This is a genomic window from Allobosea sp. TND4EK4 (assembly GCF_900156025.1).
Classification (GTDB): domain Bacteria; phylum Pseudomonadota; class Alphaproteobacteria; order Rhizobiales; family Beijerinckiaceae; genus Allobosea.
Genome location: NZ_FTMO01000001.1, coordinates 91,433 through 105,657, shown reverse-complemented (window position 1 = coordinate 105,657; position 14,225 = coordinate 91,433). Strand labels below are relative to the sequence as shown.

The 14,225-nt window shown below is 67.9% G+C and carries 17 protein-coding genes; 9 read left to right on the top strand and 8 right to left on the bottom strand.

Going from position 1 to position 14,225, the window contains the following annotated elements; genetic code table 11:
- Positions 1-246: 246 nt before the first annotated feature.
- The 5 genes from clpS to BW981_RS00475 all read left to right on the top strand — a co-directional run bounded on the left by clpS (position 247) and on the right by BW981_RS00475 (position 4,694).
- Complete coding sequence (clpS, locus tag BW981_RS00495; RefSeq protein ID WP_076436660.1) at positions 247-588, top strand: ATP-dependent Clp protease adapter ClpS; 342 nt, start codon at positions 247-249, stop codon at positions 586-588.
- Positions 589-634: 46 nt separating this feature from the next.
- A complete protein-coding gene (gene clpA / locus BW981_RS00490) occupies positions 635-3,172 on the top strand; it encodes an ATP-dependent Clp protease ATP-binding subunit ClpA (protein ID WP_076435261.1) in 2,538 nt (845 codons plus the stop codon).
- Positions 3,173-3,179: 7 nt separating this feature from the next.
- A complete protein-coding gene (locus tag BW981_RS00485) occupies positions 3,180-3,479 on the top strand; it encodes a hypothetical protein (protein ID WP_076435260.1) in 300 nt (99 codons plus the stop codon).
- A gap of 133 nt (positions 3,480-3,612) precedes the next feature.
- On the top strand, positions 3,613-4,335 hold the full coding sequence (locus tag BW981_RS00480; protein ID WP_076435258.1) for an AzlC family ABC transporter permease: 723 nt from the start codon (positions 3,613-3,615) through the stop codon (positions 4,333-4,335).
- The gene (locus tag BW981_RS00475) at positions 4,332-4,694 is read left to right on the top strand and encodes an AzlD domain-containing protein (RefSeq protein ID WP_076435256.1); all 363 of its coding nucleotides are present in this window, start codon (positions 4,332-4,334) and stop codon (positions 4,692-4,694) included. The genes BW981_RS00480 and BW981_RS00475 overlap by 4 nt, the downstream gene beginning before the upstream one ends.
- 8 nt (positions 4,695-4,702) lie before the next feature.
- Here the strand turns inward: BW981_RS00475 and BW981_RS00470 are convergent, their stop codons facing one another.
- The 4 genes from BW981_RS00470 to BW981_RS00455 form a co-directional block, all read right to left on the bottom strand.
- Entirely contained in the window at positions 4,703-5,131 is a 429-nt protein-coding gene (locus BW981_RS00470; RefSeq protein ID WP_076435254.1) for an HIT family protein, read from the bottom strand.
- Between the two features lie 90 nt (positions 5,132-5,221).
- A complete protein-coding gene (locus tag BW981_RS00465) occupies positions 5,222-6,457 on the bottom strand; it encodes a GNAT family N-acetyltransferase (protein WP_076435253.1) in 1,236 nt (411 codons plus the stop codon).
- The gene (locus tag BW981_RS00460) at positions 6,454-7,227 is read right to left on the bottom strand and encodes a glycerophosphodiester phosphodiesterase family protein (RefSeq protein ID WP_076435251.1); all 774 of its coding nucleotides are present in this window, start codon (positions 7,225-7,227) and stop codon (positions 6,454-6,456) included. Before BW981_RS00460 ends, BW981_RS00465 begins: the two co-directional genes overlap by 4 nt.
- Positions 7,227-7,700: a RidA family protein gene (locus BW981_RS00455; RefSeq protein WP_076435249.1), complete on the bottom strand. Its 474-nt coding sequence runs from the start codon at positions 7,698-7,700 to the stop codon at positions 7,227-7,229. Before BW981_RS00455 ends, BW981_RS00460 begins: the two co-directional genes overlap by 1 nt.
- A 210-nt stretch (positions 7,701-7,910) precedes the next feature.
- On the opposite strand from BW981_RS00455, the gene BW981_RS00450 reads away from it, so the two are divergent.
- Positions 7,911-8,771 carry a cell envelope integrity EipB family protein gene (locus BW981_RS00450; protein WP_076435247.1) on the top strand — a complete coding sequence of 287 codons (861 nt, stop codon included), beginning with the start codon at positions 7,911-7,913 and terminating at the stop codon, positions 8,769-8,771.
- Here BW981_RS00450 and BW981_RS00445 read toward each other — a convergent pair.
- Positions 8,728-10,056, bottom strand: a complete 1,329-nt coding sequence (locus BW981_RS00445) for a DNA polymerase IV (RefSeq protein WP_076435245.1) — start codon at positions 10,054-10,056, stop codon at positions 8,728-8,730. The genes BW981_RS00450 and BW981_RS00445 overlap by 44 nt on opposite strands.
- A 15-nt stretch (positions 10,057-10,071) precedes the next feature.
- On the bottom strand, positions 10,072-10,368 hold the full coding sequence (locus BW981_RS00440; RefSeq protein WP_083712153.1) for a DUF3572 domain-containing protein: 297 nt from the start codon (positions 10,366-10,368) through the stop codon (positions 10,072-10,074).
- 128 nt (positions 10,369-10,496) lie between these two features.
- Here BW981_RS00440 and BW981_RS00435 point away from each other — a divergent pair, with 128 nt between their 5' ends.
- Positions 10,497-10,865, top strand: coding sequence for a response regulator (locus BW981_RS00435; protein WP_076435243.1), 369 nt, complete (start codon positions 10,497-10,499; stop codon positions 10,863-10,865).
- 17 nt (positions 10,866-10,882) lie between these two features.
- A complete protein-coding gene (locus tag BW981_RS00430) occupies positions 10,883-12,259 on the top strand; it encodes a PleD family two-component system response regulator (protein ID WP_076435241.1) in 1,377 nt (458 codons plus the stop codon).
- 318 nt (positions 12,260-12,577) lie between these two features.
- Here BW981_RS00430 and BW981_RS00425 read toward each other — a convergent pair whose 3' ends face one another.
- The gene (locus BW981_RS00425; protein ID WP_076435239.1) at positions 12,578-12,781 is read right to left on the bottom strand and encodes a hypothetical protein; all 204 of its coding nucleotides are present in this window, start codon (positions 12,779-12,781) and stop codon (positions 12,578-12,580) included.
- Positions 12,782-13,613: 832 nt separating this feature from the next.
- On the opposite strand from BW981_RS00425, the gene BW981_RS00415 reads away from it, so the two are divergent.
- Positions 13,614-13,844, top strand: coding sequence for a hypothetical protein (locus BW981_RS00415; RefSeq protein WP_139333562.1), 231 nt, complete (start codon positions 13,614-13,616; stop codon positions 13,842-13,844).
- A 5-nt stretch (positions 13,845-13,849) separates the two neighbouring features.
- Here the strand turns inward: BW981_RS00415 and BW981_RS00410 are convergent, their stop codons facing one another.
- Positions 13,850-14,137, bottom strand: a complete 288-nt coding sequence (locus BW981_RS00410; protein WP_076435234.1) for a hypothetical protein — start codon at positions 14,135-14,137, stop codon at positions 13,850-13,852.
- Positions 14,138-14,225 lie beyond the last annotated feature (88 nt).

The following is a 14,225-nucleotide window of genomic DNA, read 5'->3' as shown; positions in this document are numbered from 1 at the left end:
TATGGCGCCCGCGCCGGTGTGGTCAAGCAGCAGGGCTGCGCGGGAAGAGTTGAACACCGGAACTGCGAACGGGCTGGCGAAGCAGGGGAGAGGTCTGTAAATTCCTCGGACGAACACTATCTTGGCAGGCGAGCAGGATCGGATTTGGATACGGCGCGGGCGGACATGGTCGAGGTCAATCGAGGCCGCAGCAGGCAGCACCAGCCTGCGCGGAAGGGAGATGGGTCGCTGCCGCAGCCGCTCGGCATGGCCGACCGTCCGCGCCGCTCCGGTCCGCCGGGCGATGGCGGCAAGGACGGCGCCGGGACAGCCGTGCTGACCCGCACGCGGACGCGCAAGCCCAATCTCTATCGCGTCCTGCTGCTGAACGACGACTACACGCCGATGGAATTCGTCGTGCATGTCCTGGAGCGGTTCTTCCAGAAGGACCGCGCCGAGGCGACGCGGATCATGATGCATGTGCATCAGAACGGCGTCGGCGAGTGTGGCGTCTTCACCTATGAAGTCGCCGAGACCAAGGTTACGCTGGTGATGGATCTGGCGCGCAAGCACATGCATCCGCTGCAGTGCGTGATGGAAAAAAAGTAGCCTCGGGTTTGACCGAAGACATTCGAAACAGATAGGAGCGCGCCCCTTGCCGAGTTTCTCGCGCAGTCTCGAACAGGCGCTTCACCGGGCTCTGGCCCTGGCCAATGAACGCCGCCACGAATACGCCACCCTGGAGCATCTCCTGCTCGCGCTGGTCGACGACCAGGATGCGGCGGCGGTGATGCGCGCCTGCAGCGTCGATCTCGACCTGCTGCGGCGCAACCTCGTCGACTATGTCGACGCCGAGCTGACCAACCTGGTGACCGACGGACGCGACGATTCGAAGCCCACGGCCGGCTTCCAGCGCGTGATCCAGCGGGCTGTCATCCATGTCCAATCCTCCGGCCGCGAGGAGGTGACCGGGGCCAATGTGCTGGTCGCGATGTTCGCCGAGCGCGAGAGCCACGCCGCCTATTTCCTGCAGGAGCAGGACATGACCCGCTACGACGCGGTCAACTACATCAGCCATGGCATCGCCAAGCGCCCCGGCGCGGGCGACGCGCGGCCTGTCCGCGGTGCCGAGGAGGAGGGCGAGCCCCAGCGCTCGGAGCAGCGCTCCGAGCAGGCGCCGGGCGACGACAAGGACAAGAAGAAGAAGGAAAGCGCGCTCGAGGCTTACTGCGTCAACCTCAACCGGAAGGCGAAGGACGGGCGCATCGATCCGCTGATCGGCCGCGAGGCCGAGGTGCAACGCACGATCCAGATCCTCTGCCGCCGCCAGAAGAACAATCCCCTGCTCGTCGGCGACCCCGGAGTCGGCAAGACCGCGATCGCCGAGGGCCTCGCCCTCAAGATCCTGCGCGGCGAGGTGCCGGAGGTGCTGCAGGACGCCACCGTCTTCTCGCTCGACATGGGCACGCTGCTCGCCGGCACGCGCTATCGCGGCGATTTCGAGGAGCGCCTCAAGCAGGTGATGAAGGAGATCGAGCAGCACCCCAAGGCGATCATGTTCATCGACGAGATCCACACGGTGATCGGCGCCGGTGCGACCTCGGGTGGGGCGATGGACGCCTCGAACCTGCTCAAGCCCGCGCTCGCCTCCGGCGGGCTGCGCTGCATCGGCTCGACCACCTACAAGGAATACCGCCAGTATTTCGAGAAGGACCGGGCGCTGGTGCGCCGCTTCCAGAAGATCGACGTGAACGAGCCGTCGATCCCCGACACGATCGAGATCCTCAAGGGGTTGAAGCCCTATTTCGAGGAGTTCCACAAGCTGCGCTACACCAACGACGCCATCAAGGCGGCGGTGGAGCTCTCGGCCCGCTACATCCATGATCGCAAGCTGCCGGACAAGGCGATCGACGTCATCGACGAGACCGGCGCCTCGCAGATGCTGCTGCCCGAGGGCAAGCGCAAGAAGACCATCGGCGTGAAGGAGGTCGAGGTCGCGATCTCGACCATGGCGCGCATCCCGGCCAAGACCGTCTCCAAGGACGACGCCGAGGTGCTGCGCAACCTCGAAACCACCTTGAAGCGCACCGTCTACGGGCAGGAAAAGGCGATCGAGGCGCTGTCCTCGGCGATCAAGCTGGCCCGGGCCGGTCTGCGCGACGGCGAAAAGCCGATCGGCAGCTATCTCTTCGCCGGCCCCACCGGTGTCGGCAAGACCGAGGTCGCCCGCCAGCTCGCGACCTCGCTCGGCGTCGAGCTGATCCGATTCGACATGTCGGAATACATGGAGCGCCACACCGTCTCGCGGCTGATCGGCGCGCCTCCCGGCTATGTCGGCTTCGACCAGGGCGGCCTGCTGACCGACCAGATCGACCAGCATCCGCATTCCGTGCTGCTGCTCGACGAGATCGAGAAGGCCCATCCCGACCTGTTCAACATCCTGTTGCAGGTGATGGACCACGGCAAGCTGACCGACAACAACGGCAAGCAGGTCGATTTCCGGAACGTGATCCTGATCATGACCACCAATGCCGGCGCGGCGGACCTCGCCCGCTCGGCCTATGGCTTCACCCGTGCCAAGCGCGAGGGAGATGATACCGAAGCCATCAACAAGCTCTTCGCGCCGGAATTCCGCAACCGGCTCGATTCGGTGATCTCCTTCGGCCATCTGCCGAAGACGGTCGTCGCCCGCGTCGTCGACAAGTTCGTCCTGCAGCTCGAGGCGCAGCTCGCCGACCGCAACGTCACCATCGAGCTCACCGACGAGGCGCGCGACTGGCTGGTCGAGAACGGCTATGACGAGGCGATGGGCGCACGCCCGATGGCCCGCCTGATCCAGCAGACGATCAAGACGCCGCTTGCCGACGAGGTGCTCTTCGGGCGCCTGAAGAATGGCGGCGCCGTCAAGGTGGTGGTGGTGCAGTCGGAAACCGGCATCAGGGTGCTCGGCCTCGAGTTCCCGGACGGGCCAGTCAGGCCGAAGCCGGAGAAGGATGTCGAGGCGGCCCGCACCCGGCGCGAGCCCAAGCCGGCCAAGGCCTCCGGCGACAAGCCGCCGAAGGCGACGCCTCCACGCCGTGGCCCGAAGGGGGGCGGCGCGCAGGATGGCGGCAGCTCCGGCAGCGGCAGCACGACCAAGGCCTCGGGGCGCGCCGTGCGCACGGTCCCGAAGGTTCCGCTGACAAAGGCCTGAGACCGTGTTGTTCAAGCGCAAGCAGCCGCCCCTCGCGGTCGAGAATGCAGCCTTCGCCGAGGGGAGCGAGGTTGCCGGGCAACCCGCTGCTCGCGCCCGTCCGGCCAGGGAGAAGCTCGGCTGGTTCGAGAAGCGCCAGCGCCGGCGGCGCCGGCGCATCATCTTCGAGGAGGTGCTGGGCTGGATTCTCGTCCCGGCGATCATCTACCTCGTTTTCTGGGCGGTCCAGTCGGTCGGCGGTATTCCGAAGGAACTGACCGACTTCGCCAGCGAGATCTTCGCGGCGGCGATGAAGGGCAAGGGCTGAAGGCGCGGGCCTGCGCTGGCCGCAAGGGCGCCCGGCTCGCAATGCGCTAGGCAGTCGCTGTCTGCATGGGCGATAGCGTCAGGGCCGCTTCTCGCGGCCTTCTCCTTGCCCTGCATCGCGGCCCGATGACCTGATGACCGTTTCCCCCGACTGGAGCTGGCAGCGCGTGGCACTCGCCGGCGCGCGCGATGCGCTGTCGCTGCCGGCCTGGATCGTCGGCTTCGGCCTGGTCGGCATCGGCTCGCTGGCGCATGATGTCGGCTATCCGGTCAGCGTCGCGGTGCTGTCGACGATCGTGGTCTGGGCTGGGCCCTCCCAGGTGCTGTTCTTCGCCTCGATCGCGGCCGGAGCCGCCTGGAGCGCCATCGCCATCGCGGTCGGCTTCGCCTCGCTGCGCTTCCTGCCCATGACGGTGGCGATCCTGCCTCTGCTGCGCCGTCCCGGACAGAGCGTCTGGCTCCAGCTTCTGCTGGCGCATTACGTCGCCGTCACCGCCTGGACGGAGGGGCTGCGGCGGCTGCCGGCGATCCCCGTCCATCAGCGCGTCGCCTATTTCCTCGGCTTCGCCAACACCTGCATGACGGTGAGCGCGGTCGGCACCTTCGTGGGCTACTATCTGCTGGGCGAACTGCCGATCCCCTTCGCGGCCGGGCTGCTCTGCCTCACGCCGATCTTCTTCCTCGTCTCGCTGAGTGCCGGCCTGCGCCACCGCGGCGACGTGGCGGCTCTGGTCCTTGGGCTCGTGCTCGCGCCCATCTGCCAGCGCTTCATCGGTGGAGGATTCGACCTGATCGTGGCGGGTCTGGTCGCCGGCACGATCGCCTTCCTGATCGGCCGCGGGCGCCGGCCGGCATGACCCCGCCGATCGCCGCGCTCGACGGGCCGCTCTGGCCCTATCTCGCTCTGCTGCTCTTCGCGGCACTGCCGACCGAGATCTGGCGCTGGCTCGCGGTTCTGTTCGCACGCGGGCTCGATCCGGATTCGCCGCTGCTCGACTGGGTCCGCGCGGTTGCGACCGCGCTGCTCGCCGGAATCGTCGCCAAGCTGATCGTGGCGCCGCCGGGCGTGCTGGCCCAGGCGCCTCTGCTCGTCCGCATCGCCGCGCTCGCCGCCTCGGTCGCGGTGATGGCGCTCGGCCGCCGGCAGATGATGCTGGCGGTGCTGGCGGGGGAGGCCGTGCTGATCGGCGGCGTCTGGCTGACGGGCGCCGGCTGATCCGCCGGTCAGGCGGACTTCAGCGCCGCGCGGATCTTCTCGGCATTCGAGGCGAGCAGCTCCGACTTTTCCATCGCGCCGGTATGGGGCCTGAGCGCCACGCCGTCATGGCGCGGCATGACATGGACATGCAGGTGGAACACCACCTGCCCGCCGGCCGCCTCGTTGAACTGCTGGATCGTCACGCCATCGGCCGCGAAGGCGGCCTTCACGGCCCGGGCCAGCTTCTGCGTCGTCAGCGCCACGGCTTTCAGCGCCTCGGGCGGCGCGTCCAGGACATTGCGGCAGGCTGCTTTCGGGACGACCAGAACATGCCCGTCGGCGCGCGGCATGATGTCCATGATCGCGATCGTCTCGGCATCCTCGTAGACGGTCTGCGAGGGCAGTTCGCCGCGCAGAATCCTGGCGAAGACGTTGGTCGGGTCGTAGGCGGTCATGGCATGTCCGGCAGGCGAGGCGAAAGGGAAGGGGAAACTGTGGCCGGGCAGCCCCGCCGTCAAGCTTTCCCGCGCGGCAGCGCCTTGGGCTCAATCCTCGCTGCCGCCTTTGCGGAACGGGCTCTCCGCCTCCAGCGCCTCTCGCCCCGCCGCGATCTGCTCCCGTTCCTGCTTGAGATAGGCTGCGACGGGGCGGCGCAGGCCGGGGTCGGCGATCTGGTGCAGAGAGCGGGTGATGACCGGGCGGTAGCCCCGCGCCAGCTTGTGCTCGCCCTGCGCGCCCGCCTCGACCCGGGAGAGGCCATGCGCGATCGCATAGTCGATGGCCTGGTGATAGCAGACCTCGAAATGCAGGAAGGGGTGATCCTCGATGCAGCCCCAGTTGCGCCCGTAAAGCGTGTTGGCGCCGCGGAAATTGATCGCACCGGCGATGTAGCGGCCGGCGCGGCGCGCCATGACCAGCACGATCCGCTCGCCCATCTTTTCCCCGACCGCGGAGAAGAAGGCCCGGTTGAGATAGGGCCGGCCCCATTTGCGCGAGCCGGTATCCTCGTAGAAGGCGTGGAAATCGTCCCAGACAGCCTCGGTCAGGTCGGCTCCTGAGAGAACGTCGATTTCGATCCCGGCCGCCAGAGCCTCGCGCCGCTCGCGCCTCAGCGCCTTGCGCTTGCGGGAGGCCAGCGTGGCGAGAAAGTCGTCATAGGAGCCGAAGCCTTCGTTGCGCCAATGGAACTGCAGGTCGTGGCGCTCGAGATAGCCGGCTTCGGTCAGGGCGCCGACATCCGGCTCCTGCGCGAAGGTGACATGGACGGAGGAGCTCTGCGTCTGCGCGCGGAGCGCCTCCAGCCCGCCGATCAGCGCCGCACGGGCCTCCTCCGCGCGCGGACCACCGGCAACCAGCAGGCGCGGGCCCGTTGCCGGCGTGAACGGCGCCGCGACCTGGAGCTTGGGATAATAGCGCCCGCCCGCCCGCTCATAGGCATCGGCCCAGCTGTGGTCGAAGACGTATTCGCCCTGGCTGTGGCTTTTCAGGAAGCTCGGCGCGGCTGCGAGCAGCTCGCCCGCCGCATCCTCGACCACAAGATAGGCCGGGGACCAGCCGCTGCGGCCACCGACGCAATGGCTGTCCTCGAGCGCACTGAGGAAGGCGTGGCTGACGAAGGGGTTGTCCCGATCGATGCCGCCGGCGAGATCATGCTCGGCAGAGCCGTCGAGCACGCCCGAGAGCGCCTGCGGGTTGGCGCAGGCGTTCCAGGCGCCGGCAGGCACCGCCTTGAGCGAGGTCGCGACGCGGACGGCCAGGCCTGCACCGTCCGCCTCGCTCAAGGATGAAAGCCCTCGAAGACCATCTGGTCGGCGAGCCGCGCGGCCGTGTCCCGCTGCTCCGGGGTGCGGACGGTCCAGCTCATCAGCGGCATGCCGACGACGTTGCGGCAGAGATAGGGCGCTGCGCTGTCGAGATCCGTGACCTTCCAGGACAGGAAATCCGGCTGGCTCTCGGTGAAATGCAGCAAATTGGCGAGCGCATGCTTCCGCTCGGCGGAGAGCCCGTCGTAGTCGCCGTAATCATAGGCGTTCATCGCGACGATGCCGCGGGGGACCTGCGGCGCGATCTCGCGCAGCGCCGTCAGGACCGCCGGGTCGAAGGACTTGATGACGATTGGCTGGCCGCCGCGCGCCGCGATGATCTCGGCCGTGCGCCGTGTCAGGGCAAGGTCCCCGTCGAAGCGGCTCTTGATCTCGACGACGAGCGGCACCCGCCCGCCGATCAGATCGAGGAAGGCCGCCAGCGTCAGGACGGAGTCGCCCGAGCCCTTCAGCGTGATTCGCCCGAGTTCGGCCGCCGTTTTCGCCGCGACCGGGCCGGTCTCGGCAGTCAGCCTGTCGAGCACGAAGTCGTGAAAGACCACGGCCTCGCCATCGGCGGTGAGCTGGACGTCGCATTCGATGCCGAAACCGCCCTCGATCGCGGCCCTCGCCGCCGAGCCGCTGTTCTCGATCACGCCGGGCGTGAGCCCATGCAGGCCGCGATGGGCGATCGGGCTCGCGACCAGCCAGCCAAGATCCGGCCGCTCGCCCTTGGCGAGAGCTTCCATCAGGCGATCTCGAACATCGCTTCGACCTCGACGGCGGCATCCGCCGGCAATTCGGCCACGCCGACGGTCGAGCGCGCATGGCGGCCCTTGTCGCCGAGCACCTCGACCATCAGGTCGGAGGCGCCGTTCATGATCGCGGGAAGCGCGGCGAAGGTCGGCGCGGCGTTGATGAAGCCGCCGAGGCGCACGCAGCGGACGATCCGGCCAAGATCGCCGTTCAGCGCCGCCTTGGCCTGGGCGAGCACGTTGATGGCGCAAAGCCGGGCTGCTTCCAGCCCCGCCTCGTTGAAGATCTCGGCGCCGAGCTTGCCCTTGTGCTTGTCGGCCAGCTTGCCGTCGAGCCCGAAGCAGATCTGGCCCGAGATCACCAGCAGCTTGCCGGTGATGACGTAGGGCACGTAGTTCGCGATCGGCGCAGCCGGCGTCGGCAGGGTGATTCCGAGTTCGGCGAGCCTGGTGTCGACGGCGTTCATGAGTGTCCGCTCCGCGATGCGCTGATCCGTGAGGCGCCTTTCATGGCCGATGGCCGGGCCTCCCGCAAGCCATCGGCCGGGCGGTGGGCCATGCCGGCGGGGCAGGGCGGTCCCTGCTCCGGAGACGGCTCTGGTGCCGGCTTTCGCCATGTTTGCGCCATTGCCGCAATGCACCTAGATTTCGCTGACGGGAACCGGACGGACAACAGAATGATCGCTAGACGGTTGGGCCTCGCGGGGCAGGTGTGCGTCGCAGCCATGATGGTCGCCGGGGCGGCGTTGGCGCAGGACAAGCCCAAGGACCAGGACAGGCCCAAGGACAGCGGCCGGATCGTCCTGGTTCCGCACCGGGCGGTCTATGACCTCGTGCTCGACGGCTCCAAGCCCTCCGGGAACATCGAGACGGCGAAGGGCCGCATCGCCTACGAGTTCACCGGCGATGCCTGCGAAGGCTATGCGCTCAACTTCCGGCAGGTGACGCAACTCGGCACCGAGGGCGGCCCCCGTGTCATCGATGCCCGCACCGCGAGTTTCGAATCCGGCGACGGCGCGAGCTACCGCTTCAAGAACGAAAGCGCGGCCGGCGGTGGCAAGCCTGAGACCGTGGACGGCACGGCGCAGAAGAGCGGCGGCGGCTACGAGGTCAAGCTGCGCCAGCCCAAGCCGGAAAGCTACCGCGAGGCGCTCGACGCGCTGTTTCCGAACGCGCAGATGAAGGCGGTGATCGAGGCCGCCCGCGCCGGCAAGACCACCCTCTCGGTCAGGCTCTATGACGGCGCCAGCACCGGCAAGGACGTCTACGACACGCTCTCTGTCATCGGAAAGCGGATCGAGGCAAAGCCCTCCGAGAAGCCGCTGCAGCGCCCCGAATTCGAGTCGATCGCCCGCTGGCCGGTGACGATCTCCTATTTCAAGGCCGGTTCCGGCGAGACGACGCCGTCCTACACCATCGCCTTCGATCTCTACGAGAACGGCGTCACCGGCGCGCTCCGGCTCGACTATGGCAGCTTCGCGCTGCGCGGGACGCTCACGCGTCTGGATCTTCTGCCTCAGGACCCCTGCGCGAAGTAGGCGCCTCGCCGGGCGAGCGCTGGGGCAGGCGCAGGCTCAACCCCCGGCCGATCGCGCCGTCGCCGAAGCGGGTGCGCAGGGCGTCCAGCGCGCCCTCCATCGCCTTGAGCCGCGGTGTCGCGAGATCGGCGAGATCGCCGTGGTCGGCCTCGGAGGGCGGGCTGAAATCGCTGGCGCCGATGCCGATCAGCCGGTAGCGCGCCCCGGTGCATTCGCGCTTCAGCAGGTCCCGCCCCGCGGTGAAGAGGCGCGCGGCAAGCTGCGTCGGCTCCGGCAGGCGGCTGGCGCGGGTGATGCTGTGGAACTCCGACGTTTTCAGCTTCAGCGTGATCGTCCGGCCGGCGAGTTCCTGCTCTTTCAGGCGCCGCGAGGTCTTTTCGCAGAGCCGCCACAGGATCGGCTCCAGCTCGTCGAAGGCTGAGAGGTCGACATCGAGCGTGGTTTCGCTGGAGATGCTCTTGGTCTCGCGGTCGGGCGTGACCTTGCGCGGGTCGATGCCGTTGGCGAGGTTCTTGAGGCGCGGCCCGTCCTTGCCGGCGAGCCGGAACAGCTTTTCGACCGGCGCCTCGCGCAGATCGCCGATCAGCCTGAACCCCGCCTCCGCCAGCCTGGCGACGCCGGCCGGGCCCATGCCCGGAATCATCCCGACCGGCTTGTCCGCCAGGAAGGCGACCGCCTCGCCCCGCCCGATGATCGAAAAGCCGCGCGGCTTGTCGAGGTCCGACGCCACCTTGGCAAGGAACTTCGCATAGGACAGCCCGACCGAGACTGTGATGCCGAGCTCGCTTTCGACCCGCCGGGCGAAGCGCGCCAGCGTCTCGGCCGGGTTGGCATGGTGCAGCCGCTCCGTTCCCGAAAGGTCGAGGAAGGCCTCGTCGATCGAGAGCGGCTCCACCAGCGGAGTGAGGTCCCGCATCATCTGCCGCACCTGCCGGCCGACCGAGACGTATTTCGCCATGTTCGGCTTGACGACGACGGCCTCGGGGCAGGCCTTGAGTGCCTTGAACATCGGCATGGCGGAGCGCACGCCATAGGTGCGGGCGATGTAGCAGCAGGTCGAGACCACGCCGCGCTTGCCGCCGCCGATGATCAGCGGCTTGTCCTGAAGGGAGGGATCGTCCCGCTTCTCGATCGTGGCGTAGAAGGCGTCGCAGTCGATATGGGCGAGGCTCAAGCTGTCTCGCTCGGGATGGCGGATCAGCCGCGGCGAGCCGCAGGCGGGGCAGCGCCGCAGCGGCCCCGGCCCGTCATGGTCGCTCAGGCAGTCGCGGCACAGGCTGCGCATCCGCGCCGCCTGCGCTCAGCCGAAGTCGCCGGGGCCTGGCTCCGGCCCGGCGAGGATGCGGCGTGCCTGCGCCACCATTTCCGGATTCAGCCTTAAATTTCCGGCAAATTCGAGCAGAAGCGAATCGCTCGATCCGATATGCTCCAGCACCGCGGCGAGGAAGCCGGGTTCGGCCGCGGCGGCGCGCAATCCGGCCGGATCGACCCCGGTCGCGGCGAGAAACGGCCCGATGCGCTCGGGTTCGGCGGCAAGGAAGCCGAGCGCCTGGATCGCCAGGCCTTCGGCGTCCTGGATGGTCTGACGCAGTACCATGATGCTCGGATCGGGATTCGATTTGCGTTTCGTCAACTCGTCGCATGCTAGCACAATTCGCGAACGAAGCCGCCAGCGCGAAGGTCCCGTCCAACGCGGATTTTCATGGCGATAGGAAAGGGCGGCCGATGAAGACGGTTCTCATTGTCGAGGACAACGAGCTCAACATGAAGCTCTTCAACGATCTGCTGGAAGCCCATGGCTACGCCACGCTGAAGACGGCGGACGGCATCGAGGCGATCGAGCTCGCCCGCACCCATCGCCCCGACCTGATCCTGATGGACATCCAGCTCCCCGAGGTCTCGGGCCTGGAGGTGACGAAGTGGATCAAGGAGGACGACGACCTCAAGGCGATCCCGGTGGTTGCCGTCACGGCCTTCGCCATGAAGGGCGACGAGGAGCGCATCCGCGAGGGCGGCTGCGAGGCCTATCTCTCGAAGCCGATCTCCGTCGCCAAGTTCCTCGAAACAGTCCGCACCTATGCCGGTGCGGCCTGAGGATCTGAAAGCAGCCCATGTCTGCCCGCGTTCTCGTCGTCGATGACATCCCCGCGAATGTGAAGCTGCTCGAGGCCAAGCTTTCGGCCGAGTATTACGACGTGCTGACCGCGGCCAGCGGCCCCGAGGCGCTGGCCATCTGCGAGCGCGGCGAAACCGACCTCGTGCTGCTCGACGTGATGATGCCCGGCATGAACGGCTTCGAGGTCTGCAGGCGCCTCAAGAGCCAGCCGGCGACGGCCCATATTCCCGTCGTCATGGTGACGACGCTCGACCAGCCGCGCGACCGCCTGCAGGGGCTTGACGCCGGTGCCGACGACTTCCTGACCAAGCCGCTCGACGATACGGCCCTGCTGGCGCGGGTGCGAAGCCTCACGCGCCTCAAGACGATGACCGACGAGCTGCGAAATCGCGCGGTGGCGTCGCGGCGCCTCGGCATTGCCGATCCGCTCGCGCTCGCGAGTGCCGAGACCGGGCTCAACGGCCGCATCCTCCTGGTGGAAGACCGACCGACCGTAACCGAGCGGCTGAAGAGCGCGCTCTCGGCCTTCCACGTCGTGGAGGAGGAGAGCGACGGGCAACAGGCACTGCTGCGAGCCGCCGACGGCGATTTCGACTGCGTGCTCCTGAGCCTGAACCTGGAGGGACAGGACGGTTTGAGGCTGTGCAGCCAGCTGCGGTCGATGGAGCGCACGCGCGACCTGTCCGTCCTCCTGATCGGGGAGGCCGAGGAGCGGCCGCGCGTTCTGCGCGGGCTCGAGATCGGCGCCCATGACTTCATCCTGCGGCCGGTCGACCGCAACGAGCTGCTGGCCCGCGTGCGCACGCAGGTCCGCCGCAAGCGCTTCACCGTGCGCCTGCGCGACAGCCTGCAATCCTCGATGGAAATGGCCGTGCTCGATCAGCTCACCGGGCTGCACAACCGGCGTTTCATGGATACCCGGCTCGCTTCGATGTTCGACGAATCGGTCATGCGCGCCCGGACGCTCTCGCTCCTCGTCCTCGACGTCGACCACTTCAAGTCAGTGAACGACAGCTGGGGCCACGATGCCGGCGATGAGGTCCTGCGCGAATTCGCCGACCGCGTCCGGGCCTGCACCCGCGGCATCGACGTCGTGGCGCGGATGGGCGGCGAGGAGGTCGTCGTCGTCCTGCCGGACACCGCCGACATGGCCGCCCAGGCCGTGGCCGAGCGCATTCGCGAGCGTGTCGAGAACGAGCCCTTCGCCATTCAGGGCGGCGTGCGCCACATCCCCGTCACCGTGTCGATCGGCGTCGCCAGCCGCAGGGCCGGCGACCAGAGCGCCGCGGACGTGATGAAGCGAGCCGATGACGCGCTCTATCAGGCCAAGGCGGGGGGGCGGAACCGGGTCATTGTCGCCAGCGCGGCCTGACGGCGCGCAAGGACGCCCGGCAAAGTCTGTCCAAATGACGCTTTCGCTGTCGGGCTGCTGCGACCGCTGCGGCATGGTCGAAACCGGCGCTGCGGTAAGGTTAATTCTTGCTTAATCACCGCGCGCGGCATGTATCCGTTGAAAAGTGTCGGCGCTCTTGTAGGAGTTGCTTCGACGCAGCGGCATTGACGTTGTGACGCTACGCCCCTCGGGTGCTCGGGTCCGCCGCATCTCCTGGGAAACCGAAGGGCTCGGCCGGTCGGCCGCGGATTTCTGGCCTCCTCAGAGCCGCGCCGGCCGGCCACCTTCCGGGGTTCGCTAGCGCTCGAGAAGCCTGACGATCAGCGCCGGCAGCCAGTAGCCCGCCGCGCCGAAGGCGCCGAGCATTCCGACGATGCCGATCGTCGCGCCGAGCCGCTTGCCGATGAAGCGCGATGAATCCGCCTGCACCAGCATCTGGACGAGCTTGCGGCTGGCGCCGGTCAGCCTGGCCGGGACCGTTTCGTCCTGTTGTTTTGCCACCTGTTTCCTCCACAGCCGGACGGCCGGCGCTGATGCAACGCCCGACGTGAAAGAAGGTTACGCGATCGCGTCAATCGATGGGAGTGCATTGCATCCGCACCCGCGCGCCCGCGTTGGTATCGGTCTGGCAGGACAGCTTGCCCGGAAGCGAACCGGCAGGTGCCGGAGCGGGTCCTCTTTGCATGACCGGCACGATCGGCGCCGATCGCCGGGGGGCCGATGCCCTTGGCGCGCCGCCAGCCCCGTTGCGCGCGATCTCTCGTGGGGCGCGAGGGCGCGTCGAAGCCGATGGTTCGGGCGGTGACGGCAAGGTCGCGACGGCCGCAGGTTCCTCGCTCTGGAGAACGATCGGCTCAGGCTCTGTCCTTGGCTGCCAGGGCGTCCAGCTCGTCAGGCGCACGAAAGCCTCGCGGGTCGGCCTCGTGATGCCCTCCGCGGACGGCATCGACTGCATGCATCCGGACAATGCGAGAGCCGCGCAGCACAGGCCGGCCCGGTTCGTCATCGACAGCATCATCGCCCACTCCGTTGTCGATCGCTCGAGAGCGCGCAAGTGTCGCGCCACGCCGCTACGTCAAGTCAACCCGGACTTGGCGTCGCAGTTCCCAGGGTTGTGGTCGGAGCAACTCCAGGGAGCCCGGCCCGTGGAAAGGGCGCAGCGGCATCACGCCCTCACGAAACCAGGCCTCATTAACGGGGTGATGACGTTGCGTTATGTTTTCTGGAGTTGTAGCGATACAGCGCGGTTCTGCCGTCTGCCCGCTGCCTTCGGCCGCGCATGACACCCTGCGCGGCCGCCAAGCAAGATGAGGGGGGTGAGTCGGTGGGGAACGTGATTCAGATCGCAGCCGCTCAGGCGCGACGAAGCCGCCGGCATGCGGGCGATCTCGTGGCCCGGATCGATTCCCTTCGTGCGGATGCGGAGCGGCGCGGTCTCACCGCTCTGGCCTATTTCCTCGACATCGCCGTGACGGAGGCCATGGTCCAGGCGCGGCGATGTGCCGAAGACGAGCCGGTTTCGCAGCCGGCAGCGACCTCGAGCCATTCCCCCGCTTCGGACTGAACATCTCAGCCAAGCCGGCGGTCCATCAGGTCGTCGATCAGCTCCAGCGTCCTGCGATGCTCGATCAGGAGATGCTCCAGCGGACCCAGCGGCCTGAACGCGGCAAGATCATGCTCCTCCTCGCCGCCGGCGGCCCATTGCGCGATGGCCTCATCGGCCGCGGAGACAAGGGCCTGCGTCAGCTCCGCGCCGGCAGGCTGCCCGGCTTCCTCCGCGAGGCGCGACGCGATCGCCCGGTGCAGCGCGCGTTCTTGCTCCTTCAGCAAATCGAGCGCGTCGGTGTAGCGCGGCAAGGAGAGGGCTCCGCAGTGATCGGGGTCCGGGGCACAGCCAGGATGCCCAAAAAGCAGAAAAGCCGCCCGGAAGGAGCGGCTTTCAGCG

Coding starts and splice junctions, on each gene's coding strand:
- clpS (WP_076436660.1), top strand. CDS start 247: ATGGCCGACCGTCCGCGCCGCTCCGGTCCGCCGGGCGATGGCGGCAAG.
- BW981_RS00480 (WP_076435258.1), top strand. CDS start 3,613: ATGACCGTTTCCCCCGACTGGAGCTGGCAGCGCGTGGCACTCGCCGGC.
- BW981_RS00475 (WP_076435256.1), top strand. CDS start 4,332: ATGACCCCGCCGATCGCCGCGCTCGACGGGCCGCTCTGGCCCTATCTC.
- BW981_RS00470 (WP_076435254.1), bottom strand. CDS start 5,131: ATGACCGCCTACGACCCGACCAACGTCTTCGCCAGGATTCTGCGCGGC.
- BW981_RS00460 (WP_076435251.1), bottom strand. CDS start 7,227: ATGGAAGCTCTCGCCAAGGGCGAGCGGCCGGATCTTGGCTGGCTGGTC.
- BW981_RS00455 (WP_076435249.1), bottom strand. CDS start 7,700: ATGAACGCCGTCGACACCAGGCTCGCCGAACTCGGAATCACCCTGCCG.
- BW981_RS00450 (WP_076435247.1), top strand. CDS start 7,911: ATGATCGCTAGACGGTTGGGCCTCGCGGGGCAGGTGTGCGTCGCAGCC.
- BW981_RS00445 (WP_076435245.1), bottom strand. CDS start 10,056: ATGCGCAGCCTGTGCCGCGACTGCCTGAGCGACCATGACGGGCCGGGG.
- BW981_RS00440 (WP_083712153.1), bottom strand. CDS start 10,368: ATGGTACTGCGTCAGACCATCCAGGACGCCGAAGGCCTGGCGATCCAG.
- BW981_RS00435 (WP_076435243.1), top strand. CDS start 10,497: ATGAAGACGGTTCTCATTGTCGAGGACAACGAGCTCAACATGAAGCTC.
- BW981_RS00430 (WP_076435241.1), top strand. CDS start 10,883: ATGTCTGCCCGCGTTCTCGTCGTCGATGACATCCCCGCGAATGTGAAG.